14 protein-coding genes and 4 pseudogenes are annotated in these 24,380 nt (G+C 60.5%); 9 read left to right on the plus strand and 9 right to left on the minus strand.

Going from position 1 to position 24,380, the window contains the following annotated elements; all coding sequences use genetic code 11:
• Positions 1 to 12: 12 nt before the first annotated feature.
• Positions 13 to 1,419: a M15 family metallopeptidase gene (locus RHM58_RS29980; protein ID WP_322268975.1), complete on the plus strand. Its 1,407-nt coding sequence runs from the start codon at positions 13 to 15 to the stop codon at positions 1,417 to 1,419.
• Positions 1,420 to 1,603: 184 nt separating this feature from the next.
• On the opposite strand, the gene betA is transcribed toward RHM58_RS29980, so the two are convergent.
• From betA to speB, 4 genes and pseudogenes are all read right to left on the minus strand, one after another.
• Positions 1,604 to 3,292 (minus strand): choline dehydrogenase, encoded by a 1,689-nt coding sequence (betA, locus tag RHM58_RS29985; RefSeq protein ID WP_322268976.1) that lies wholly within the window; start codon positions 3,290 to 3,292, stop codon positions 1,604 to 1,606.
• A gap of 230 nt (positions 3,293 to 3,522) precedes the next feature.
• Positions 3,523 to 4,864 (minus strand): annotated as a pseudogene (locus RHM58_RS29990) (purine-cytosine permease family protein); the annotation flags it as partial.
• 172 nt (positions 4,865 to 5,036) lie between these two features.
• Positions 5,037 to 6,545 carry an aldehyde dehydrogenase family protein gene (locus tag RHM58_RS29995; protein WP_201255988.1) on the minus strand — a complete coding sequence of 503 codons (1,509 nt, stop codon included), beginning with the start codon at positions 6,543 to 6,545 and terminating at the stop codon, positions 5,037 to 5,039.
• Positions 6,546 to 6,572: 27 nt separating this feature from the next.
• Positions 6,573 to 7,577, minus strand: a complete 1,005-nt coding sequence (speB, locus tag RHM58_RS30000) for an agmatinase (protein ID WP_201255987.1) — start codon at positions 7,575 to 7,577, stop codon at positions 6,573 to 6,575.
• Positions 7,578 to 7,729: 152 nt separating this feature from the next.
• On the opposite strand from speB, the gene RHM58_RS30005 reads away from it, so the two are divergent.
• The 6 genes and pseudogenes from RHM58_RS30005 to lipA all read left to right on the plus strand — a co-directional run bounded on the left by RHM58_RS30005 (position 7,730) and on the right by lipA (position 16,401).
• Complete coding sequence (locus RHM58_RS30005) at positions 7,730 to 8,644, plus strand: LysR family transcriptional regulator (RefSeq protein WP_201197163.1); 915 nt, start codon at positions 7,730 to 7,732, stop codon at positions 8,642 to 8,644.
• Between the two features lie 56 nt (positions 8,645 to 8,700).
• Positions 8,701 to 10,211: pseudogene (locus RHM58_RS30010) on the plus strand (sigma-54-dependent transcriptional regulator).
• Positions 10,212 to 10,559: 348 nt separating this feature from the next.
• A complete protein-coding gene (gcvH, locus tag RHM58_RS30015; RefSeq protein WP_322268977.1) occupies positions 10,560 to 10,937 on the plus strand; it encodes a glycine cleavage system protein GcvH in 378 nt (125 codons plus the stop codon).
• A gap of 10 nt (positions 10,938 to 10,947) precedes the next feature.
• Positions 10,948 to 13,803 carry an aminomethyl-transferring glycine dehydrogenase gene (gene gcvP, locus RHM58_RS30020; protein WP_322268978.1) on the plus strand — a complete coding sequence of 952 codons (2,856 nt, stop codon included), beginning with the start codon at positions 10,948 to 10,950 and terminating at the stop codon, positions 13,801 to 13,803.
• Between the two features lie 154 nt (positions 13,804 to 13,957).
• A pseudogene (gene glyA / locus RHM58_RS30025) lies at positions 13,958 to 15,213 on the plus strand (serine hydroxymethyltransferase).
• Between the two features lie 195 nt (positions 15,214 to 15,408).
• Complete coding sequence (lipA, locus tag RHM58_RS30030) at positions 15,409 to 16,401, plus strand: lipoyl synthase (protein WP_322268979.1); 993 nt, start codon at positions 15,409 to 15,411, stop codon at positions 16,399 to 16,401.
• Here lipA and RHM58_RS30035 read toward each other — a convergent pair.
• Positions 16,392 to 17,838 (minus strand): annotated as a pseudogene (locus tag RHM58_RS30035) (SulP family inorganic anion transporter). The gene lipA and the pseudogene RHM58_RS30035 overlap by 10 nt on opposite strands.
• Positions 17,839 to 18,516: 678 nt before the next feature.
• Between RHM58_RS30035 and RHM58_RS30040 the strand changes: the two are divergent.
• Both RHM58_RS30040 and RHM58_RS30045 read left to right on the plus strand, forming a co-directional pair.
• The gene (locus RHM58_RS30040; protein ID WP_322268980.1) at positions 18,517 to 18,876 is read left to right on the plus strand and encodes a DUF6124 family protein; all 360 of its coding nucleotides are present in this window, start codon (positions 18,517 to 18,519) and stop codon (positions 18,874 to 18,876) included.
• 70 nt (positions 18,877 to 18,946) lie between these two features.
• On the plus strand, positions 18,947 to 19,258 hold the full coding sequence (locus RHM58_RS30045; RefSeq protein ID WP_416195348.1) for a hypothetical protein: 312 nt from the start codon (positions 18,947 to 18,949) through the stop codon (positions 19,256 to 19,258).
• A 5-nt stretch (positions 19,259 to 19,263) separates the two neighbouring features.
• Here the strand turns inward: RHM58_RS30045 and RHM58_RS30050 are convergent, their stop codons facing one another.
• The 4 genes from RHM58_RS30050 to RHM58_RS30065 all read right to left on the minus strand — a co-directional run bounded on the left by RHM58_RS30050 (position 19,264) and on the right by RHM58_RS30065 (position 24,342).
• Complete coding sequence (locus RHM58_RS30050) at positions 19,264 to 19,722, minus strand: GNAT family N-acetyltransferase (protein WP_322268981.1); 459 nt, start codon at positions 19,720 to 19,722, stop codon at positions 19,264 to 19,266.
• Positions 19,723 to 19,957: 235 nt separating this feature from the next.
• Positions 19,958 to 21,355, minus strand: a complete 1,398-nt coding sequence (locus tag RHM58_RS30055) for a purine-cytosine permease family protein (protein WP_322268982.1) — start codon at positions 21,353 to 21,355, stop codon at positions 19,958 to 19,960.
• A 23-nt stretch (positions 21,356 to 21,378) separates the two neighbouring features.
• A complete protein-coding gene (locus tag RHM58_RS30060; protein WP_322268983.1) occupies positions 21,379 to 23,241 on the minus strand; it encodes an amidohydrolase in 1,863 nt (620 codons plus the stop codon).
• A gap of 135 nt (positions 23,242 to 23,376) precedes the next feature.
• A complete protein-coding gene (locus RHM58_RS30065; RefSeq protein ID WP_322268984.1) occupies positions 23,377 to 24,342 on the minus strand; it encodes a hypothetical protein in 966 nt (321 codons plus the stop codon).
• Between the last annotated feature and the right edge of the window lie 38 nt (positions 24,343 to 24,380).

A 24,380-nucleotide genomic window follows, 5' to 3' on the forward strand; every position in this document is an offset into this window, starting at 1 on the left:
TGGAGGCATCCCATGCCCGCGCTGAGCAAAATCCTGGCGACCCTGTGCCTTGTCGTGCCGGGCATGGCCAACGCCGAACCACGGCCCGAGCACATGGTTTATCTGCGCACAATCGCCCCCAGCATCGAGCAAGACATCCGCTACGCCACGGCCCACAACTTCACCGGCCACCCGCTCGACGGTTACGAGGCGCCTGAATGCCTGCTGTCGGTGGATGCGGCCAAAGCCCTCGCCCGGGTTCAAACCGCACTGCATTCCCAAGGCTACGGGTTGAAGGTTTTCGACTGCTATCGCCCTGCTCGCGCGGTTGCCGATATGGGTAATTTCGCCAAAGTGGTGGGTGATCCGACCAAAGCCGAATTCTATCCGCGCGTGGACAAGCAAGACTTCTGGCACCTGGGCTACGTGGCGCGGGTGTCGAATCATTCCAAGGGCAGCACCGTTGACCTGACGCTGACCGGCCCAACCGCCCTGCCCGCCGCCACCTGGACGCCGTCGGCCAGGCAAGTCGATTGCACCGCGCCTTATGACCAGCGCTTTGCGGACGGTGCGCTGGACATGGGCACTGGCTTCGATTGCTTCGATGAGCCGGCACACACCGACAGCACGGCAATCAACGCCACCGCCAAAGCCAATCGCCAGCGACTCACCAGCGCGCTGGAGAAAGAAGGGTTTGTCGGTTATTCGAAAGAATGGTGGCACTTCACCTACACCGGCAATCCCGCGTTGAAGCAGGTGATGGATTTCCCGATTACCCCGCTGGCACTGAGTACCAGCAACCAATTGATTATCGTCACTACCAAAAACTGGACCGACATTCAGGGCAGCGCCCAGCGCTATGAACGCCATGGGCCAACCTTTGAAAAATACGGCGAGCCGTTTGCGGTGGTGGTCGGTAAAAGTGGACTGGCCTGGGGCAAGGGACTGACCGTCGTCGACCAACGCGAGGGGCCAGTCAAGCGTGAAGGCGATGGCAAAGCCCCGGCGGGGATTTTCAAACTCGGCACAGCGTTTGGCTACGGCAACTCGGCGGACACCAAATTGCCCTATCTGGCGCTGACCTCGACCGAGGAATGCGTGGATGACAGCCAATCCAAACGCTACAACCAACTGGTCGACGGCTCGACGGTAAGCAAGGACTGGAACAGCTCCGAACAGATGCGCCGCGACGATGACATGTACCAAAATGGGATCTTCATCGAGCACAACACGCCAGCGGCTGCGGGTGCTGGGTCGTGCATTTTCTTCCATATCTGGCGTGGGCCGACTTCGCCGACGTTGGGGTGTACGGCCATGGACCCGGCTAATATTGCGAAGTTGTTCAGTTGGCTCGACCCGCGGCAGGAGCCGTTGCTGGTTCAGTTGCCGGAGTCGGAATATGCGCAGCTGCGTGAAAGCTGGGATCTTCCAGAACGCTGATACCCGTCAATCAAGCCTGACACCGAACCTGTGGCGAGGGAGCTAGCTCCCGCTGGGCTGCGAAGCGGCCCCGCTCTATCCAAAAGCTGGGGCCTGCTGCGCAGTCCAGCGGGAGCAAGCTCCCTCGCCACAAGTAAGCTTCTTTCTCCTCAAGGACAGTGTTCTCAAGTGAGCCTGAGTTAAATCACACCCTGACGTTCCGCGCCGGCAATGAGGTCCGCTGACTGGTCTCCCAATCCTCAACACGCCCCACCGCCGCTTCCGACGCCGGCAGCATCTTGCGTCCGCGAACCAGATCCGAAGCCCGTTCGGCCAGCATAATGGTCGGCGCATTGAGGTTGCCATTTGGCTCAGTCGGGAACACCGACGAGTCAATCACCCGCAACCCGGCGATGCCATGCACCCGCAGCTCCGAGTCCACCACCGCCCCGTCGTCCTCACCCATGCGACATGAACCGCACGGATGGTAGGTGCTCTCGAGGTTTTCCCGCACGAACGCATCGATCTCCTCATCGCTATTCACCAACGGCCCTGGCGCGATCTCGCCGTCACGGAAGCGGTCCATCGCCGGTTGGCCGATGATCTCCCGGGTCAGGCGGATGCAGCGGCGGAAACCTTCCCGGTCCTGCTCGCTTTGCAGGTAGTTGAACTGGATCAGCGGATGCTCGTAAGGGTCGGCCGAGCGGATGCGTACATAGCCGCGACTTTTCGGTTTGTTCGGCCCGGTGAGCACCATGAAGCCATGGCCCTTGATCGGTTTGTTGCCGTCGTAGCGCATCGCCGCCGGCAGAAAGTGGAATTGAATGTCCGGCCAGCGCAAACCCTTCTCGGAGCGAATAAAACCGCCGGCCTCGAAATGGTTGGTAGCGCCGAGTCCGTCCTTGAACAGCAACCAGCGCAGGCCGATCAGCAGTTTGCTCAGCGGATCCATTTTGCTGTTCAGCGTCACCGGTTCCTTACAGCCAAACTGGATGTAGACCTCGGCGTGATCCTGCAGGTTTTCACCGACGCCCGGCAGGTCATGCCGGACCTCGACCCCGGCCTTGCGCAACACTTCCGCCGGGCCGATGCCGGAGCGTTGCAGCAGGTGCGGCGAGCCGATCGGCCCGGCGGAAATCAGCACCTCGCGGTTGCAATACACCTCATGGGTCTGGCCGTCGTGGTCGTAGGCGATCCCCACGGCGCGCTTGCCTTTGAGGATCACGTGACGGGTCATCGCCTTGGTGACCACCGTCAGGTTCGGGCGGTTCATGGCCGGGCGCAAATAGGCGTTGGCCGTGGAGCAACGCACGCCATTCTTGACCGTCATGTGCATCGCGCCGAAGCCTTCCTGCATAAAGCCGTTGCAGTCATCGGTCTTGATGTAGCCCGCTTCGGCTCCGGCCTCGACCCACGCGCCGTACAACGGGTTTTTCATGTGGTTGCCATTGGTGGTGTGCAGCGGCCCGGTTTTACCCCGGTAGTTGTCACCGTCACCTTCGTAGTGCTCTGCCCGTTTGAAGTACGGCAGGCAATTGCGGTAGCCCCAATCCTTGGCACCGAGCGACTCCCATTCATCAAAGTCACAGGCGTGACCACGGATGTAGACCAGGCCATTGATCGAGGATGAGCCCCCCAGCACCTTGCCGCGCGGGCAGTGAATACGGCGTCCGTTGAGGTAAGGCTCGGGCTCGGTTTCGTAGCGCCAGTTGTACTTCTTGGTGTTCATCGGGATCGAAAACGCGCTCGGCATCTGGATCACCACACTGCGATCACTGCCGCCGAATTCCAGCACCAGCACCGAGGTGGCCGGGTCTTCGCTCAAGCGGTTGGCCAACACACAACCTGCCGAGCCGGCGCCGATAATGATGTAGTCGTATTTTGGGGTAGTCATGGTTATCTCCCGACCGTCGATTCGTTGAAGACCGGTGACGAGTGTTTGGTCAGCGTGTCGCCGGTGGTGTATTGCGGGCAGGTTTTCTCGATCTGCTGGATCACCGCTTCTTCGCGCTTGAGGTCAATCGAGCGGCTGAACCAGTAGTAGACCAACCCGGAGACGATCAGCCCGACCAGCCAGGCGATGTCGATGCTGCCGAGCGCTCTGGCGAGCGGGCCGACGTAGACTTCGCGCTGTTCGACGCCGTCGTAGATGTAGAAAAACGGGATCATCGAGATGAAGCCGATGGCATACGCGGCGATACCGCGCAGGCCCCAGCTGCCGTAAATATTGCCGTGGGGCATGAAGAAGTGCGGGATGGCGTAGCGACCCTTGCGCACGAAAAAGTAGTCAGTGAGGTTGACCGAGGTCCAGGGCACCAGGAAGTACAGCATCACCACCAGGTAGATCCCCAGCACGGACAAACCTTTGCCGGAACTCTGGATGCTCAGGGCCACGCCCAGTTGCAGCAGGATCACAAAACCAATCGCCAGAATCCGCGCCTTGCGGGTCGGTTCGATGTGTTTGATGGAGTCGACGCAGGTCAGCGTGGTCAGTTTCGCGCTGTAGATGTTCATCGCAATGACCGGCAGGAACGCCAGGATCGTGACCACCACCACCGCCGTGCCCATCAGTGGCGAGACGGTGTTGCCGACTTGCCCGAGCGCCACCAGTACGTCAGTGGAATGCAGGTGATCGGCCAGCCAGCCACCGACGGAAATCATCCACGCACCGGACAACGAAGCGCCGAGGAAGACCACCGCGATCAGCTTCCCGCTGGAGGTGTTTTTTGGCAGATAACGCGAGTAGTCGGACACATACGGGGCATAGGCGATGTTGTAGCTGGCGGCCGCCGCGAACTGAGCGATGAAACCGGTCCAGTTGAAACCCAATGGCGCCGGGGCGACTTCACCGGGGGCCAGTACCGGCATCGCGGCATCGGGCACCCAGCCCATAATCACGGCCAACGTCACCAAGCCGTATAGCGGCAGCGACAGGTACAACGCCCATTTGAAGCTGCGGTGCATCCAGTCATGGCCGAGGATCGCCAGGACCGCCGCCGGTATCGTCACTGCCACAGCGATCACGGCGGGGTTGAAGCCAAACAGCGTGTGCAGCCCTTGCATCATCAACACCAGGTTGACGATGTTGAACCCGGCAAACACAAACAGCGTCGCCAGCAACACCAAAATCACACCTCGATAACCGAACTGCGGTCGCGACTGGATCATTTGCGGCAGACCGAGCTGTCGGGCCCTGCGAACCGTGAAACGCCATGAACAGCGTGCCGAACATGATGCCCAGCGTGCCAGCGAGCGTGGTCCACAAAGCGGTCAGACCGACGCTTGGGCCGACGAAGCCGATGGTCATGGTGAAGAAGGTGAAGTTGCCGAGAAACCAGAACGGGCCCTGGCTCGACAGCTTGTCGGTGCGCTCGTTCTCCGGGATGAAATCAATCGAATGGCTTTCGACGACGGGTTTGTCATCGAGGACCGACACGCTCGGGGCGGACTTGGCGTTAGTGTTCATGACGTACTCTTATTGTTGGAAGATCATGACGAAATAACCGCATCCTTACGGGGGAACGCCTCTGTGGGAGCGGGCTTGCTCGCGAAAGCGGTGTATCAGCCGACATCCATGCTGGATGTGCCGACCTCTTCGCGAGCAAGCCCGCTCCCACAGGGTTTGAGTCAACAATGACTCAGGGCAGCGTGATCCACACGGCCTTGGTTTCGAGCAAGTATTCGAGCTGCTCCGCACCCAGGTCCTTGCCGAATCCAGACTGCTTGTAACCACCGAACGGCATCGACGGGTCGAGGGTGCCGTGGGCGTTGACGTAGACCGAGCCGGCGCGCAATCGCGGGATCAGGCTATGCACTTTTCCAAGGTCATTGGAATACAGCGCGGCCGCCAGGCCGTACGGCGAGTCATTGGCCAGGGCCAACGCCTCCTCTTCATCGTCGAACGGCGCGGTCACCAGCACCGGGCCAAAAATCTCTTCCTGAACGATGCGCATGTCGTTGCGGCAATGGGCAAAAATCGTCGGTTCGACGAAGAACCCAGGCCCTTCGACCGGCTGGCCGCCGTAGACCAGTTCGGCGCCTTCCTGTTTGCCGGTTTCGATGTATTCCGTCACGCGGGCCTTTTGCAACGCCGAGACCAACGGGCTGATAAAGCAATCTGGATCCAGCCCCGGTGCCATCTTCAAGGTGCGGGTATAGGCGATCAGTTCGCGGAGGAATTCGTCGTAGACACTGCGATGAATATAGGCCCGCGTACCGGCATCGCACACCTGGCCGGAGTTAAAGAACACGCCATTGGCAATCGCTTGGGCGGCGGCCGGCACGTCGGCATCGGCGAGGACGATTACCGGCGATTTTCCTCCCAGTTCGAGGGTTAGTCGCTTCATTTCATCCAGCGCCGCGCGGCCGACGGTACGACCGACCGGCGTCGAACCGGTGAAGGTCAGTTTGTCGATACCAGGGTGCGTCGCCATTGCCGCGCCAACCACACTGCCGCGCCCGGTGACGATGTTGATCACGCCGTCCGGAATCCCGGCTTCTTGCACCAGTTCGGCGAAGCGCAAGGCCGACAGCGAGGTCAGTTCGGCGGGTTTGACCACCACGGTGCAACCGGTCGCCAGTGCCGCGCCGAGCTTCCAGGCCATGGTTTGCAGTGGAAAATTCCACGGCACGATGGCGCCGACCACGCCCACCGCTTCCTTGCGGGTATAGGCCAGGTAGTTGCCCGGCAGCGAAGGCTCGACGGTGCGGCCGTGGATTTTCGTCGCCCAACCGGCGAAGTAGCGCAGGGTGTCGACCGTGCCCTGAATATCGACATCCTTGGCAAACGCCACGGACTTGCCCATGTCGATGGATTCGATCTCTGCCAATTCAGCGGCGTTTTGTTCAATCAGATCCGCCAGCCGCTGCATCAGCCGTTCGCGTTCCGCCGGTTTGGCCTGACGCCAGGCGCCGCCGTCGAACTGGGCACGGGCGGCTTGCACAGCGCGGTCCAGATCCTCGGTGGTGCCCATCGGAATGCGGGTGATCAGGCCTTCGGTTGACGGTTCGATCACATCGGACGTCTGCCCGTCGCTGGCCTCGACAAAGGCGCCACCGATGAACATTTTCTGCACTTTGCTGAGGAAGGTTTGGGTGGCTTCCGAGACGCCGAATTTCTGCAGGTATTGCTTAACGATTGTGTCCATGTTCATACCCTCTGTGCGGCGGTCAAATCACGCCGTGGCCGTGGTGGATTCGCTCATCGCGTGCCGCGCCTGAGCCCGCTCGTGGAAGATGAAACCAATGCTGTTAAGCAGCAGTTGCGCCGCCAGAATCGAGGTCATGCCGGTCGGGTCATAAACCGGTGCCACTTCCACCAGGTCCATGCCGACGATGTTGCCTTGGCTGCGTTTGGCCAGGGCCTGGATGATTTCCAGCACTTCGTAGTAGAGGAAGCCGCCATGGCTCGGCGTACCGGTGCCAGGGGCAATGGACGGGTCGAAACCGTCGATGTCGATGGTGATGTAGTAGTTGATGTTCTGCGGGATCAGCGCCAGTACACCTTCGACACCGAGGCGACGGACGTCGCGCACCGAAAGGATTTTCGAACCCGCCGCGTGGGCCGCTTCGTAGTCATCACGATTGGACGACGAGACGTTGCGGATGCCCATTTGGGTCATGCCGACGATGTGGTTCATTTCCGAAGCGCGGCGCAGCGGGTTGCCGTGGCCGTAGCGGACACCATGGCGCTCGTCGACAAAATCCAGGTGCGCATCGAAGTGAATGATGTGGATCGGGCCACGCCCCTCGAAGGCCTTGATTACCGGGGCGTGGATCGAGTGATCGCCGCCGAGCACCACCGGCATGACGCCCGCATCGAGAATCTTGCGCACGGCGTATTCGGTGTTCTGGTTACTGGTGACCATGTCGGTGTGGACGATATCGGCATCACCGACGTCAACCATGCGCACGTCCGCCGCGGTCAAGTACATGACATCATCTTCGTGGTCGTAGGCGCCGGCATGACCGAAGGAAAACAGCGTCGATGCCTCACGAATACCCCGTGGTCCGAAGCGTGCGCCGGAGCGCCATTGGGTGCCCATGTCATTGGGTGCGCCAAGGATCGCCACGTCGGCATCCAGCGCGTCCCAATCGGTGCACACCGGGGATTTGGCGAACGTACAGTGCCCTACGAACGGCAAGTTCAGGCGACCGGATTCATAACCGTTGTTCGACATTTCAGGCTTCTCCAATTCTTGTTATCGACTCAGCGGAGGTGGAAGGTGACCGCTGTTGAAATGACTATGAGCGCAGGTTTTCGTGGAAAAAATGCCAAACATCAGATACTCATATCGGCATTACCGATGCATCTACACGCGGGAGGTCCAAGGTGATTCAGCTGCACGATGTCGATCTGAAACTGCTCAGGGTGTTTGCCACGATTGTTCGGTGCGGCGGGTTTTCCGCAGCGCAGGCGGCGCTGAACGCCGGCCAGTCGACCATCAGCGAACAAATGACTCATCTGGAAACTCGCCTGGGGGTCAAACTCTGCCAGCGCGGGCGCAGCGGCTTTCGCCTGACCGAGCAAGGCGTGGCGATTCATGAGGCGACCCAGCGCCTGCTCTCGGCGGTAGAAAACTTCTGCATGGACGCCGACGTGCTCAAGCAGCACATCAGCGGCAAGCTCAACCTGGGGATCATCGACACCACGATTACCGACCCCGACTCGCCACTGCCGCGCACCACCCAACGCTTCGTCTCCCGGGGGCATGACGTGCACCTGAACGTGTACGTCGGCACCCCCGCCGAACTGGAAGAACGCGTGCTCGACGGCCGACTGCACCTGGCCATCGGACACTTCCCGATCCACGTGCCTGGCCTGCTGCACTCGCCGCTGTATCAGGAAGCCTTGGGCTTGTACTGCGGGCGGCGGCATCCGCTGTATGGCAGCCAGGCCGAGAGCGATGAACTGCTCGAAGAAATTGGCGCGAGCCGGATCGTCGTGCGCGGCTACATGCAGCAATACGACCTGGAACACCTGGGCGTCAGCAAGGCGGCGGCCACCGTCGACAACATCGAAGCACTGGCGATTTTGCTGATATCCGGTGCTTACCTGGGCTTTTTGCCGATGCACTTTGCGGCCCAGTGGATCAAGACCGGCGAGATGCACCAACTGGCGCCGACCAGCATGCGCTTGATGTCGCCGTTCGATGTGATCACCCGGCGCGGCACCGCCCCGCCGCCGATCCTTCAGGCGTTCCTTGAAGACCTGGCGGCGTGTTCGCGCAAAACCGCCAACACCTGACAGACCCGGCATGTGCCGGGCATACTCATTTCGTTCGCCAACCTTGCAGGCACTCCATGCGCATCCACGTCACCTTCATCGACCGCGTCGGCATCACCCAGGAAGTGCTGGCCCTGCTCGGTGGGCGCCGGTTCAACCTGGACGCGGTCGAGATGGTCCCGCCGAACGTCTACATCGATGCGCCGACCCTCGGTGCCGAGGTGCTGGAAGAATTGCGCGAGGCGTTTCTCGGGGTGCAGGGCGTGCAAGCGGTGACGATGGTCGACATCCTTCCGGGGCAACGCCGACGCCTGCAACTCGATGCTTTGTTGGCGGCCAGTACCGACCCGGTGTTGGCGGTGGATGAGCGCGGCTACGTGTTGCTGGCCAACCCGGCGCTGATTTCACTCTGTGGCCGTGAACCGGCGGGTGAGCCGCTGACCGCGCTGTTTGATGATGCGGATTTACAAAGCACCTTGATCGAAAACGGTTACCGCTTGCCGATGCGTGAAGTCAGCCTCGGTGGCCAGACCTTGCTGCTGGACGCAATGCCGATCACCGACGCTGGCGCCCTGCTGACCCTGTATCAACCGAACCGCATCGGCGAACGCCTGTCAGCGCTGCACCACGATCATGCCGAAGGTTTCGATGCCTTGCTCGGCGAATCCCCGGCGATCCGCACCCTCAAGGCCCGCGCCCAGCGGGTGGCCACCCTCGATGCGCCGCTGCTGATTCAGGGCGAAACCGGCACCGGCAAAGAGCTGGTAGCGCGGGCCTGCCATGCCATCAGCAGCCGTCACGACTCACCGTTTTTGGCGTTGAACTGCGCGGCATTGCCCGAGAGCCTGGCCGAGAGCGAGCTGTTCGGCTATGCGAGCGCGGCGCCTTCACCGGCGCCCAGCGTGGCGGCAAACTGGGTCTGCTGGAACTGGCCGATCAGGGCACGGTGTTTCTCGATGAAGTCGGTGAAATGTCGCCGTACTTGCAGGCGAAACTGCTGCGGTTTTTGAGCGACGGCTGCTTCCGGCGGGTCGGGGGTGATCGTGAGGTCAGGGTCAACGTGCGGGTGCTCAGCGCCACCCACCGCGACCTGGAAAAAATGGTCGCAGAAGGCAGTTTTCGCGAGGACCTGTTCTACCGCCTCAACGTGCTCAACCTGCAAGTGCCGCCGCTGCGTGAACGCGGCCACGACATCCTGCTGATGGCCAACCACTTTATGCAGCAAGCCTGCGCGCAGATTCAACGACCACCGTGCCGACTGGCCCCCGGCACCTTTGCGGCGCTGCTCGGCAACCGCTGGCCGGGCAATGTGCGGCAACTGCAAAACGTGATCTTTCGGGCGGCGGCCATTTGTGAGAATCCGTTGGTGGACATCGACGACCTGGACATCGCCCGCACCGCTGTCGAGCGCAAAAACGATGGAGAGGTTGGCAGCCTGGAAGATGCGGTCGAAGGGTTTGAAAAGGATCTGTTGGAACAGCTTTATCGCAGCTATCCGTCCAGTCGTTTACTGGCGGCGCGTTTGCAAACCTCTCACAGTGCAATTGCGGTTCGGTTGCGTAAATACGGGATTCCCGGCAAACCGTAAGCCTTGCTCGATCAAAATGTGGGAGCGAGCAAGCCAGCTCCCACAGGGATTTGCGTTGTGGCTGAATAGCCGTATTAAAATCAATACACCGTATCGATTTCAAGACAATACCTTCTCGACGCCTCTGGCCCGGACTTCACGCCCTCCTCTCACGACTCCCGTATTGACTTCAATACAGCCGCGCTCTCTCCATTCGACTAAAAACCTCTCAACCCATTGATTTACAACGCCTAACCAACATTGGCACCACCCTTGCTATCAACCCTCAAGCCACGCTCGTCACCAACACGAGCCTGTAAACGTCATCCGCCACCAGCAGCGGATGAGTCAGAACAATGAGGAGTTGATATGAGCGAATTGCGTTTTACCGTCGATCACGAATGGCTACGTCTTGAGGCCGATGGCCTGATCACCGTGGGCATCACCGCTTACGCCCAGCAGGCGCTGGGGGATGTGGTGTTCGTTCAGGTGCCGGAGTTGCGTGCATTCGGCGCTGGCGATGAAGTCGCTGTGCTGGAGTCGGTGAAAGCCGCCAGCAGCGTGTACATGCCGCTCGACGGTGAAGTGGTCGAGGTCAATTCAACGCTGGAAAGCTCCCCGGAATTGATCAACGAAGACGCGCTGGGTGAAGGCTGGTTTTTCCGCATGCGCCCCAGCGACGCCAGCGCCAGGGACGCCCTGCTCGACCAGGCCGCTTACGAGCGCCTGACCCACGAAGACGCTTGAGGACTTCTGTATGACCCTGCGCCTCGACACCCGCAACGAATTCATCGCCCGCCACATCGGCCCGCGCTCCGGCGATGAGCAAGCGATGCTCAACAGCCTCGGCTTCGACTCCCTCGAAGCCCTGAGCGCCAGCGTCATCCCGGACAGCATCAAAGGCACCAGCGTGCTCGGCCTCGAAGATGGCCTGAGCGAAGCCGATGCCCTGGCGTTGATCAAGTCCATCGCCAGCAAAAACCAGCTGTTCAAGACCTACATCGGCCAGGGTTACTACGGCACCCACACGCCGTCGCCGATCCTGCGCAACCTGCTGGAAAATCCGGCCTGGTACACCGCGTACACCCCGTACCAACCGGAGATTTCCCAGGGTCGTCTCGAAGCGCTGCTGAATTTCCAGACCTTGATCAGCGACCTGACCGGCCTGCCGATTGCCAATGCCTCGCTGTTGGACGAAGCCACTGCCGCTGCCGAAGCGATGACCTTCTGCAAACGCCTGAGCAAGAACAAAGGCAGCCATGCGTTCTTCGCTTCCGTGCATTGCCACCCGCAAACCCTCGACGTGCTGCGCACCCGTGCCGAGCCGTTGGGCATCGACGTGGTGGTCGGCGACGAGCAAACACTGACCGACGTGACGCCGTTCTTCGGCGCGCTGCTGCAATACCCGGCCAGCAACGGTGACGTCTTCGATTACCGCGAACTGACCGAACGCTTCCACGCCGCCAATGCCTTGGTCGCGGTGGCCGCTGACCTGCTGGCCCTGACCGTACTGACCCCGCCGGGCGAGTTCGGTGCCGACGTGGCCATCGGCAGTGCGCAACGTTTCGGTGTGCCACTGGGTTTCGGTGGCCCGCACGCGGCGTACTTCTCGACGAAAGATGCGTTCAAGCGCGACATGCCGGGCCGTTTGGTCGGCGTCTCGGTGGACCGTTTCGGCAAGCCGGCCCTGCGCCTGGCGATGCAAACCCGCGAGCAACATATCCGCCGCGAGAAGGCCACCAGCAACATCTGCACGGCGCAGGTTTTGCTGGCCAACATCGCCAGCATGTACGCCGTTTATCACGGCCCGAAAGGCCTGACGCAGATCGCCAACCGCGTGCATCACCTGACGGCGATTCTGGCCAAAGGCTTGAGTGCAATCGGTCTGACGGTTGAGCAGGAAAACTTCTTCGACACGCTGACGCTGAACACTGGCGCCAACACCGCCAAGCTGCACGACAAGGCTCGCGCCCAGCAGATCAACCTGCGTGTGGTCGATGCTGAACGTCTGGGCCTGTCCCTCGACGAAACCACTTCGCAAACTGATGTCGAAACCTTGTGGGCGCTGCTGGCTGACGGCAAAGCGCTGCCAGATTTCGCGGCATTGGCTACAAGCGTTCAAAGCACCATCCCAGCTGAACTGGTTCGCCAATCGCCGATCCTCAGCCACCCGGTGTTCAACCGTTACCACTCGGAAACCGAGCTGATGCGCTACCTGCGCAAGCTCGCCGACAAGGACCTGGCACTGGATCGCACCATGATCCCGCTGGGTTCCTGCACCATGAAACTCAACGCCGCCAGCGAAATGATCCCGGTGACCTGGGCTGAATTCGGTGCCCTGCACCCGTTCGCCCCGGCCGCGCAAAGCGCCGGCTACCAGCAACTGACCGACGAACTGGAGGCGATGCTCTGCGCCGACACCGGTTACGACGCGATCTCGCTGCAACCGAACGCCGGTTCCCAGGGTGAATACGCTGGCCTGCTGGCGATCCGCGCCTATCACCAGAGCCGTGGCGAAGATCGTCGCGACATCTGCCTGATCCCGTCCTCGGCCCACGGCACCAACCCGGCGACCGCCAACATGGCCGGCATGCGCGTGGTGGTGACCGCGTGCGATGCCCGTGGCAACGTCGACATCGAAGACCTGCGCGCCAAGGCCATCGAGCACCGCGAACACCTCGCCGCGCTGATGATCACCTACCCGTCGACCCACGGCGTGTTCGAAGAAGGCATCCGCGAAATCTGCGGCATCGTTCATGACCATGGCGGCCAGGTCTACATCGACGGCGCCAACATGAACGCGATGGTCGGCCTCTGCGCACCGGGCAAGTTCGGCGGCGACGTCTCGCACTTGAACCTGCACAAAACCTTCTGCATCCCCCACGGCGGTGGCGGCCCGGGCGTTGGCCCGATTGGCGTGAAATCGCACCTGACGCCGTTCCTGCCGGGCCATGCCCAGATGGAGCGTAAAGAAGGCGCGGTCTGCGCCGCACCGTTCGGCAGCGCAAGCATTTTGCCGATCACCTGGATGTACATCCGGATGATGGGCGGCGCCGGTTTGAAGCGTGCTTCGCAACTGGCGATCCTGAATGCCAACTACATTTCCCGTCGCCTCGAAGAACATTACCCAGTGCTCTACACCGGCAGCAACGGCCTGGTCGCGCACGAATGCATCCTCGATTTGCGTCCGCTGAAAGACAGCAGCGGCATCAGCGTCGATGACGTCGCCAAACGCCTGATCGACTTCGGCTTCCACGCCCCGACCATGTCGTTCCCGGTGGCCGGCACGCTGATGATCGAGCCGACCGAAAGCGAATCCAAGGAAGAACTGGACCGCTTCTGCGACGCCATGATCCGCATCCGCGAAGAAATCCGCGCAGTGGAAAACGGCACGCTGGACAAGGACGACAACCCACTGAAAAACGCCCCGCATACCGCGGCGGAAATCGTGGGCGAGTGGACACATCCGTATAGCCGTGAGCAAGCGGTTTACCCCATCGAAACCCTGATCGACGCCAAGTACTGGCCACCTGTAGGGCGTGTCGACAACGTGTTTGGCGACCGCAATTTGATCTGCGCCTGCCCATCAATCGCCGACTACCAGGACGCCTAAAAACACCGTCTCGAAAAAACACACAACCCTGTAGGAGCTGCCGAAGGCTGCGATCTTTTGATCTTCCGTATCAAGAGCAAGATCAAAAGATCGCAGCCTTCGGCAGCTCCTTCGGGTGTACGTCAGACATCCAAGAACAACAGAGGACTTCACCATGTTCACCAAGCACGACCAGATCAAAGGCTATGACGACGAATTGCTGGCAGCGATGAACGCCGAAGACGCACGCCAGGAACACCACATCGAGCTGATCGCTTCGGAAAACTACACCAGCCAACGGGTGATGGAAGCGCAAGGCAGCGGCCTGACCAACAAGTACGCCGAAGGCTATCCGGGCAAGCGTTACTACGGCGGTTGCGAACACGTCGACGTGGTCGAGCAACTGGCGATTGATCGCGCCAAGCAACTGTTCGGCGCCGACTACGCCAACGTCCAGCCGCACTCCGGCAGCCAGGCCAACGCAGCGGTTTATCTGGCGTTGCTGCAGGCTGGCGACACGGTGTTGGGCATGAGCCTGGCCCACGGCGGTCACCTGACCCACGGCGCCAAAGTGAGTTTTTCCGGCAAGCTCTACAACGCCGTGCAGTACGGCATCGACACCGCGACCGGGCTGATTGATTACGACGAAGTCGAACGTCTGGCCGTCGAGCACAAACCGAAAATGATCATCGCCGGATTCTCGGCGTATTCGAAGACCCTGGATTTCCCACGCTTCCGTGAGATTGCCGACAAGGTCGGCGCTTACCTGTTTGTCGACATGGCCCACGTGGCCGGGCTGGTGGCGACCGGGCTGTACCCGAACCCGATCCCGTTTGCCGACGTGGTGACCACCACCACTCACAAAACCCTGCGCGGCCCACGCGGTGGTTTGATCCTGGCCAAGGCCAATCCGGAGCTGGAGAAAAACTCAACTCCGCCGTTTTCCCCGGCGGCCAGGGCGGCCCGCTGATGCACGTCATCGCGGCCAAAGCCGTGTGCTTCAAAGAAGCGTTGGAGCCGGCGTTCAAGACCTATCAAGCGCAAGTGATCCGCAACGCCCAGGCGATGGCTAAGGTCTTCATTGACCGTGGCTACGACGTGGTGTCCGGTGGCACCGATAACCACTTGTTCCTGGTCAGCCTGATCCGCCAGGGCCTGACCGGCAAAGACGCCGACGCCGCCCTCGGCGCGGCCGGGATCACCGTGAACAAAAACGCCGTGCCCAACGATCCACAATCGCCGTTCGTGACCTCGGGCCTGCGCATCGGCACACCGGCGATCACCAGCCGTGGTTTCAAGGAAGCCCAAAGCATCGAATTGGCTGGCTGGATCTGCGACATCCTCGATCACCTTGGCGATGCCGACGTCGAGGCAACCGTCGCCCGCCAGGCCGCTGCGATGTGCAGTGACTTCCCGGTTTATCGCGACTGATCCAAAGCAGTCAAACCTGACACTGAACCTGTGGCGAGGGAGCTTGCTCCCGTTGGACTGCGCAGCAGTCCCCTTCTTTTGGGAAAGAGCGGGGCTGCTCCGCAACCCAGCGGGAGCAAGCTCCCTCGCCACAGGTTATGCGTCGCCCGCGCTATTTCAGCTGACGGCCCCGTTCCCGCATAAGGACAAAAGCATATGAGCACACTGGCGCAATCGCCCGTAAAAGCCCCGGTAAAAATGGAAGTCGGCGTCAAATTGCGTGGCGCCGAGAAGGTTGCGCGGATTCCGGTGAAAATAATCCCGACCGATGAGTTCCCACGCAAACCCGACTGGATTCGCGTGCGTATCCCGGTTTCCCCGGAAGTCGACCGCATCAAGGCCCTGCTGCGCAAACACAAGCTGCACAGCGTCTGCGAAGAAGCGTCCTGCCCGAACCTGGGCGAGTGCTTCTCCGGCGGCACCGCGACCTTCATGATCATGGGCGACATCTGCACCCGTCGCTGCCCGTTCTGCGACGTCGGCCACGGTCGTCCGAAGCCACTGGATGTCAACGAGCCGCAAAGCCTGGCCATCGCCATCGCCGACCTGAAACTCAAGTACGTGGTGATCACTTCGGTGGACCGCGACGACCTGCGTGACGGCGGTGCCCAGCACTTTGCCGACTGCATCCGCGAGATCCGCAAGCTGTCGCCGAACGTGCAGCTCGAAACCCTGGTCCCGGATTACCGTGGGCGCATGGACGTGGCGCTGGAAATCACCGCCACCGAGCCGCCAGATGTGTTCAACCACAACCTGGAAACCGTGCCGCGCCTGTACAAGGCTGCGCGTCCGGGTTCGGATTACCAGTGGTCGCTGACCCTGCTGCAACGCTTCAAGCAGATGATGCCGCACATTCCGACCAAGTCCGGCTTGATGCTGGGCCTGGGCGAGACCGACGAAGAAGTCATCGAAGTCATGAAGCGCATGCGCGAACACGACATCGACATGCTGACCCTCGGCCAGTACCTGCAACCGTCCCGCAGCCACTTGCCGGTGCAGCGTTTCGTGCACCCGGACGTGTTCGCCTGGTTCGCCGAAGAAGGTTACAAGATGGGCTTCAAGAACGTGGCGTCCGGCCCGTTGGTGCGCTCGTCGTACCATGCCGACGAGCAAGTTAAAGGCGTGAAAGACACCACACGTCAGTCGTGACGCTCGCCCGCGCGTTTGAGCATCTGCTTGCAGCGCTCCGACAGGTGAAACACCCGCAGATGCTTGCCGGCCTTGGCGTAGCGTTCACGCAAAGTCTTCAGCGCGGCGATGGCTGAGTAGTCGACGAAGCTCAAGTGACGGCAATCGAGGGTCACTTGAGCGGGATCGTTGGCCGGATCGAACTGGTTGAGAAACGGCGCCGTTGAGGCGAAAAACAACGTGCCGTGCAAACGATAGAGTTTGCTGCCGTCGGTTTCCAGATGCGTGTCGGCGTACAGCTCACGGGCCTGCTGCCAGGCGAAGTTGAGCGCGGCAATGATGATCCCGCAGAGCACGGCGGTGGCCAGATCGGTGAACACAGTGATGGTGGTCACGGCGATGATCACCAACACATCGTTGAGCGGCACTTTGTTGATCACCCGCAGCGAGGCCCAGGCGAAAGTTTGCTGCGACACCACGAACATCACGCCGACCAATGCCGCTAGCGGAATGCGCTCGATCAGCGGTGACAGGAACAGCACGAACAGCAGAATCATCACCCCGGCGACCACGCCGGAAAGTCGACCACGACCGCCAGAACTGAGGTTGATCACGGTCTGGCCGATCATCGCGCAGCCGCCCATGCCGCCGAACACACCCGACACCATATTCGCCGCGCCCAGCGCCACGCACTCACGATCCGGGTAGCCGCGACTCTCGGTGATTTCGTCGGTGAGATTCAGCGTCAGCAGGGTTTCCAGCAGGCCGACCAGCGCCATCAAAATCGCGTAAGGCGCGATGATGCGCAGGGTTTCAAGGTTCCAGGGAATGTCCGGCAGCGCGAAGCCCGGCAAGCCGCCGGCAATGTGCGCCATGTCCCCCAATGTGCGCGTCGGCAAGCCAAGCAAGTAGACCGCCAACCCGACGCCGAGAATCGCCACCAGTGCCGGCCGGCACCGCGCGGGTCAGGCGCGGCAGCAGGTAAACGATGGCCATCGTCAGCGTCACCAAACCGCTCATCACGTAAAGCGGTGTGCCGCTGAGCCAGGTGTCGCCACTCTTGAAGTGCTCCAGTTGTGCCAACGCAATAATGATCGCCAGGCCATTCACAAAACCGAGCATCACCGGGTGCGGCACCATGCGCACCAGTTTGCCCAGCCGCAGCAGCCCGAACGCCATCATGATCAATCCGCCGAGCAACACCGTGGCCAGCAAATACTGCACGCCGTGCTGCACCACCAGCGCAACGATCACCACCGCCATCGACCCGGCCGCACCGGACACCATTCCCGGCCGACCGCCGAACAAAGCAGTCAATGTGCAAATGATGAATGCGCCGTACAGCCCCATCAGCGGATTGAGGTGGGCGACCAGCGCGAAGGCGATGCATTCGGGCAGCAAGGCGAAGGATGTAGTGAGCCCGGCCAGGGCATCGGCGCGTAGACGTTGAGGTTTCATGGCTTACCTGAAATGCGGGCCGGTGAAATGGGCCGCGGGGAGTTGCGGGGGAAATAGGGTTGCGGATGTTACGGAATTGGGGATGGTTGGGCCAGTGATTGGAGGATTGCGGCGGCATAACTCTAAAAGCCAGCCAGATGTGGCTAATACCTGTCAGTCAAGGATTTGAACACTGCACTCCTTGTGGGAGCGAGCCTGCTCGCGATAGCAGTCTGTCTGACACATCGATGTTGAATGTGCCGCCGTCATCGCGAGCAGGCTCGCTCCCACAGGGGATCTGTGCATCTGCCAGATATTTCCTCATTTCTATTTGGACGTTAAACGGCTTTTTTGCCATGCATTTAAAGACACTCAGTGTTACGTCCCAAAGGCTACAACGCCTTGCGCCGTTGCCTACAGGTACGCCAGAATCCGCCGGCTTGTGCGTCTTGGGTGTCGCCGGTAACTTGGTTCGCATCACTGATTGCCAGTGATCGGGTTTAGTAGCCCGTCGCAGTCAAGTCGCATATGTCTCTATCAGTCAGGTATCCATTCCTGCACTTGATGGTGGCTGTGCGCAGGGCGCCCTCGGGCGCGCCGATTTCTTGGCTCATCGGTCTACTAACCTGTGCACAGCTGCCTCCCTTTCGTATTAGTAGCGAAATGGTTGCAGCCTCACTCATGTAGAGGTTTGAGCCAATGTATAAAATTACGCCTAATCCACCGGACACTGATCCGATCCCGCACGACCCTGCCCTCGATCCCAAGAAGCTAAAAGAGGCCGCCGACCGGGCACTCAATTACTACCTCAACCCATCAGCCCTCAAAGAAACCCCACGCAAACCCAGCACCATCTTCACCATCACGGCGGGTGTCGATAACGAAACCCTGCTGACCAATGCCTGCGAATCGATGGCGTCGGCCAGTGTCATGGCCAGTGATTTCGCCGCGCAGATGCAAGGCAGCCAGCGCAACACCATGCTGGCGCTGCAACAGGTCATCATGCTCGGTGAACTGGCGGTGAATCGGATACTGGATAACCTTGAGGTGCCTAAGTAGTCACGCAATCCGGTAGCGAGGGAGCTTGCCTCTCTCGCTACACTGCTGCGAAGTGATCCCAACAATGAGAATGAGCTTGCAGAGCCAAAACCCGATGCCCGCCCTCACCGCCCGCGAAGTCTGCCAAATCCTGCGGGACGCCGCCCTGGAAGTCCGCCCGTTACGGCGCATCCAGGAACCGTGCGAACCCGGACAGGTAAGCGTCAATATCGAAGGCTGGCGCCTGACTCTGGACTTCGACGGCAAGCGCTTGCACCACTGCCAACACTGCCTAAGCCCTGACGGTCGCGAAGGAACGCTAGAGGCCTGGCGCTTTGGCACCGACCCGTTGAGTTTGCTGAGTACCTGGGAGTTGGCGCAGATCGAGCGGCTGTTGAGCTGACGCAATCAACCCTGCTTCAAATCGAGCAAGTAGGTGTAGTAACCCTCATCCCGCACATAACCCACCGACTCATACAAACGTTGCGCGCCGTAATTGTCGGTCGCTGTTTCCAATATCAGCCCCTTCGCACCCGTCGACAGTGCAAAACTGCGGGCGGTGTTCATCAGCAACGTCCCTACCCCGCGGCCCCGTGCGGCGGGCGTGGTGAACAGGTCACTGAGCAACCATGCGCGATGGGCCTCGATGGAAGAAAACGTCGGGTACAACTGGACAAAACCCAGTGCTTCACCGTCGGCGTCCAGGGCCAGGAAAATCGCGGATTCACCCTTGGCGATGCGCTCGGCGATGAAGTCTCGGGATTGCGGCAAGTTTGAGGGCTGACCGTAGAAACCCCGGTAGGCGTCGAACAACTGCGCGACTGGGTCGAGGTGGCTGGCGTCGGCGCGTTGGGCGTGGATTGCCATGGTGACTGTCTCCATACAGATTGAAAGAAGGCATCGAACTCACGGGCTCGAATACTATCCTGTGGCGAGCGAGCTTGCTCGCGCTGGGGTGCGAAGCGGCCCCGCTCTTTCCGAAAAAGAAGGGGACTGCTGCGCAGTCCAACGGGAGCAAGCTCCCTCGCCACAGAAAGCCCCTTCCCCTCAGCAAGCCCCCTCACCACAGGGAGTGTAAGCGCTCAACACGCTTTCGCGTCCTTCACGCCTTCGATTGCTGCTCCAAACCCACCGCCAACGCCGACGTCCTGGTCAGCCAGTAATAAAGAATCCCCGGCACCACCAACCCCACGATCCACGAAATATCGACACCACCGAGCTGCGCAACCATCGGCCCGGAGTAGAAATGCGTGTCGACAAAAGGCAACTGGATCAACACCCCAATGACATAGACGCTGATCCCGCGCCCGTTCCAGCGGCCGTAACGACCCGCCGGGTCGGACAACGCCGGGATGTCATAGCGCTCCTTGTTGATGAAGTAGTAATCCACCAGGTTGATCGCGCTCCACGGCGTGAAGAACGTCAACAGAAACAGGATGAAGTACTTGAACGTGTTCAAAAACGAGTACTGCCCCAGCAAAGCGAGCGTGGTCGACGCGACGACGATTAGCAGCACAAACACCATGCGCTGCCTGGCGGTGATTTCCAGACGACTGCGAAAGCCGCTGATAATCGTGGCCACGCACATGAAGCTGCCATAAGCATTGAGCGTCGACACCGTGACCTTGCCAAACACCACGCTCAAGTACAGCAGCGAGGCGATCACGCCGGTACTGCCCAACCCGACGATGGTCGCCACCTCGTGACCACGAAAGTTCGCCCCGGCCAACGCGGCCGCAAACACCCCCAACACCATCGATGCCTGAGCGCCAAGCACGGTGCCCAGGCCAACGGCGGCGAAGGTTTTCCAGGACGAAGTCTTGCTCGGCAAGTAGCGCGAGTAGTCGGCCACATAAGGGCCAAACGCGATCTGCCAGGACGCCGAGAGCGACACCGCCAGCAGGAAAGTACTCCAACCGAAGTGGCGATTTTCCAGCAACAGGCCGATGTCGTTGAGGGTCATCAACCGGGTAAACAGGTAGGCGAAGGCGATGATGCCCAGCACGCTGGCCACCCTGCCGACCACATGGATAACCCGGTAACCGAAGATCGTCAGAAACGCGATGCACGCGGCGAAAATCAGGATGCCGGTGCTGTCGCTGACGCTGATCAACTGCGCAATCGCCTGCCCCGACAACACCGCACCGGTGGCGCTGAAGCCGAGGTACATCAGGCACACCAGCACAATCGGGATCGCCGCGCCGTAGACGCCGAACTGCACCCGACTGGAGATCATCTGCGGCAGCCCAAGCTTCGGTCCTTGCGCGGCATGCAGGGCGACGACGGTGCCGCCAAGCAACTGGCCGATCAGCAAGCCAATCAGCGACCAGAACACATCACCGCCCAGCACCACCGCCAGTGCGCCGGTGACGATGGCGGTGATTTGCAGGTTGGCGCCGAGCCACAGGGTGAACTGGCTGTAGAGGCTGCCGTGGCGCTCGGCCTCGGGGATGTAATCGATCGAACGTGTTTCGATCAGGGGACTTCGTTGTTGGGTCATTGCGATGCGCTCTTTTATTTTTGTTATTCAGCGTTCAAAACGGCGACGGGAACCGGTTGCCGATCCAGACCAACGAACGGTGCCTTGGCCCACACGACTTTGCCGCCGACCATCGTCAGCACCACGTTATTACGCGCCAGTTCAGCCTCGGGGACCTGCATGAAGTTCTTGTCCAGCACGATCAGATCCGCAAACTTGCCGACCTCGACCGAGCCGACCATCGCGTCCAGCTTCAATTGCTCGGCGGCGTTGAGGGTGACGCTGCGCAGCACTTCAGCACGGGACAGCGCCGGATCGGCATTCAGCCGGCCCGCGTACTCGGCGCCGTAGCTGTGCGGGTTCAGCGGATCGCCGGAGCGGGTGACGCCGACTTTCAGCGCGAGAAATTCGTCGAGCGGGTCCACCGGCCAGTCGCTGCCGTAGGCCACGCGACCGCCGGCATTGGCGATGCTGCCCGACGGTTCCATACGGGAAAAACGCTCGGCACCAAGATGTTCGCTGGTGCCATCGACGGTGGACGGCGCCTGTTGGGCCCACTGAAAGGACATGGTGGCCGTCACGTCCAACGCCTTGAAGCGCGCATAGTCGCCAGGGACCACCGACTCGGCGTGGGCGATGGCAGGACGGAAAGTATTGCCCGGCAGTTGCTGACGCACGTACTCGATGCCGTTCAACGAGTCACGCACTGCGCGGTCACCCGTGGCGTGAAGGTGCGGGTCGAAGCCAGCCTGAACAGCCTTCAGCAGCAGCGAATCGAGCACTTGCGGCGGGAAGTACAACTCGCCGACATTCTTGCCCGGCCCCCACTTCGGCGCCTTGGCGGTGCCCGCGTTGTGCAGGTACGGCGTCAACATCGCGCCTGTATCTGCCGGCGCATTGATGATGCCGTCCATGAACAATTTGACGTGGCGCATGCTCACGCCCGGCGCGACTTTGGTTTCGCCTTGGTCGTAGGTGTTGGCCAGTGCCTTGGCTTCGGCGATGGTTTTCGCCGGGTCTGCCGCAGCGGCGGCCGGGTCCAGTTTGATCGCCAGCAAGGCCCGAGCGGTCAGTTCGCCGGACTGCTGCAGGCTGGTGAAGGCTTTGCCATTCTCCGGCCCCGACAAGGCGTCGAAGAAACTGGTGATGCCCTGCTGGCGCATGGCGTCGAGTGCCGCGCGAATCTGGATCAGCTTCTGTGCATCGGTGGCCGGCGGTACCACGGCGGCCATGCTTTCGGCAGCACCGTCTTCGCAGATACCGGTTGGGTTGCCAGCGCCGTCGCGTGCGTACTTGCCATCACCCGGGTTGGGCGTTTGCTTGTTGATGCCGGCGACTTCGAGGCCCCGGGAGTTGACCAGCACCGTATGGAAATCGGTGGAACGCACCTGAATCGGCCGTTTGGTCTTGAGCGCGTCGAGAGTTGATTTGTCCGGATCGCCGTCGAGGCCGTCCATGCCCATGCGATCCCAACTGCCGACTTCGAGCCACACATCCGGCCCCTTGTCCTTCTCGGCATCAAGGCAGGCCTGAATGGTTTCCTGGAACACCTTGCGGGTCATGGTCTGGTATTTCAGGTCGCACAAAGTCATGGCGCGGCCGCCGTCCCCCGGGTGCATGTGCGCGTCGATGAAGCCTGGCATCAACATGCGCCCGGCCAGATCGACCAGTTGGGTCTGTTTGCCGATGTACGAGGAAACGCCTTCATCGCTGCCGACGTAAATGATCTTGCCGCCCGTCACGGCAATCGCCTGCTGCACCGAATTCTTGCCATCGACGGTGTAGACATAGCCGTTGCGCATGACCATGTCGGCGCCGGTCGAACCCTGCGTCTGACACCCCACCAACGCCACACCAGAAAACGCCGTCGCCGCGGCAACCGCGATAAAAAGCCTGGAAAATTTCAACTGACCCACCTCTGTTCTTATAGTTTTTGAAGTGCCCGAACCGACGGCTGTGCACGCCCGTGGCAGGCAGGGCCTAGCCTATAGAGCGCCGTCGAGGTTCGGACCTCTGCAAATGAGGAGGGGTCGGGGAATTAGTTACACCGGTACATCCGTCAATTCGTTACCGCCCTTCTCGCCTTCCAGATCGACAAGGCGTGTTGTGGGGCCGTTGGCTTTCAGGCGTTCAGTGACAACTTTTGGCCACAGGTTGCGGGAGCGGCGCTTGGCGAGGCTGTAGGTGAGTTCCTGAATGCGATCCTGGGGGTAGAGCATTGGCTCGAGTATCAGTTTTGCAACATCACCGGCGCCTAAGTAATTCTTGCCACCCGCCTCCTTCTTCGCCTGTTTTAACTGAGCCAGTGTTTGCTTGAAGCTGTCACTCATTTTGGGGCGCACAGCCAGTTGGCTTTTTACAAACGCATCCGACTCACTGTGCTTACCGTGCTCGTCGAAATAAGGGCCATTGTTCATATAGGAACGAATGTATTCCCAAAAACCTTTTTGCATGGCCAGTGATTTACCGAAGGGCGCGCCGAGACTGATCATCAATACCATTTTCGGGTCTTCAAATTTCCACACCTTAATTTGCAGCGAAGCGCTTTGCATGCCGCCGATGTGCGTTCCGACTAATTGAAACTCATTGGCCACGGCTGAGATACCCTCCCATGGAGTGTGGTAAAGATCGCCCTCATGATTGAAGTACACTTCACGGGTGCGGCGGTTGAACAGAATGGGCAGAGGTAAAGGGCGAAGGGTTTCCCATAAAAACGGCACCAAAAACATCGGCAGGCCAATGCCAAGCATGATGTAGAGCCCGTTGAATTCAGCGCTTTGAACAAAGCTGTAAACACCGACACCTAAACATCCGATAAAAACCCAGCCACCAAGGCCAGCGACTAACCCGCGATCAGCGTCTCCGCCGGTTTGCAATGCCAAGTAATTCTCAGTGTGCTCATCAGTAATGAACAGCTCCATTGGCTGCTCGCCAGTGGGCTTATCCGCTTCCAGAAGCACAGTGGGTATAGAGCTGTAGCGCGGTTGCCCCGGCGTATTCATATCCATGCCCAGCCCTTGATTTTTACTGCTGGCAGCGTCAGTCC

It is taken from the genome of Pseudomonas sp. 10S4 (assembly GCF_034344865.1).
Lineage (GTDB): Bacteria > Pseudomonadota > Gammaproteobacteria > Pseudomonadales > Pseudomonadaceae > Aquipseudomonas.

Excerpts from the sequence above, each read along its gene's own strand:
- RHM58_RS29980 (WP_322268975.1), top strand. The coding sequence starts at position 13 with ATGCCCGCGCTGAGCAAAATCCTGGCGACCCTGTGCCTTGTCGTGCCG.
- gcvH (WP_322268977.1), top strand. The coding sequence starts at position 10,560 with ATGAGCGAATTGCGTTTTACCGTCGATCACGAATGGCTACGTCTTGAG.
- RHM58_RS30055 (WP_322268982.1), bottom strand. The coding sequence starts at position 21,355 with ATGACCCAACAACGAAGTCCCCTGATCGAAACACGTTCGATCGATTAC.
- RHM58_RS30065 (WP_322268984.1), bottom strand. The coding sequence starts at position 24,342 with ATGGATATGAATACGCCGGGGCAACCGCGCTACAGCTCTATACCCACT.
- RHM58_RS30045 (WP_416195348.1), top strand. The coding sequence starts at position 18,947 with ATGAGCTTGCAGAGCCAAAACCCGATGCCCGCCCTCACCGCCCGCGAA.
- speB (WP_201255987.1), bottom strand. The coding sequence starts at position 7,577 with ATGTCGAACAACGGTTATGAATCCGGTCGCCTGAACTTGCCGTTCGTA.
- RHM58_RS30040 (WP_322268980.1), top strand. The coding sequence starts at position 18,517 with ATGTATAAAATTACGCCTAATCCACCGGACACTGATCCGATCCCGCAC.
- lipA (WP_322268979.1), top strand. The coding sequence starts at position 15,409 with ATGAGCACACTGGCGCAATCGCCCGTAAAAGCCCCGGTAAAAATGGAA.
- RHM58_RS30050 (WP_322268981.1), bottom strand. The coding sequence starts at position 19,722 with ATGGCAATCCACGCCCAACGCGCCGACGCCAGCCACCTCGACCCAGTC.
- RHM58_RS29995 (WP_201255988.1), bottom strand. The coding sequence starts at position 6,545 with ATGGACACAATCGTTAAGCAATACCTGCAGAAATTCGGCGTCTCGGAA.
- gcvP (WP_322268978.1), top strand. The coding sequence starts at position 10,948 with ATGACCCTGCGCCTCGACACCCGCAACGAATTCATCGCCCGCCACATC.
- betA (WP_322268976.1), bottom strand. The coding sequence starts at position 3,292 with ATGACTACCCCAAAATACGACTACATCATTATCGGCGCCGGCTCGGCA.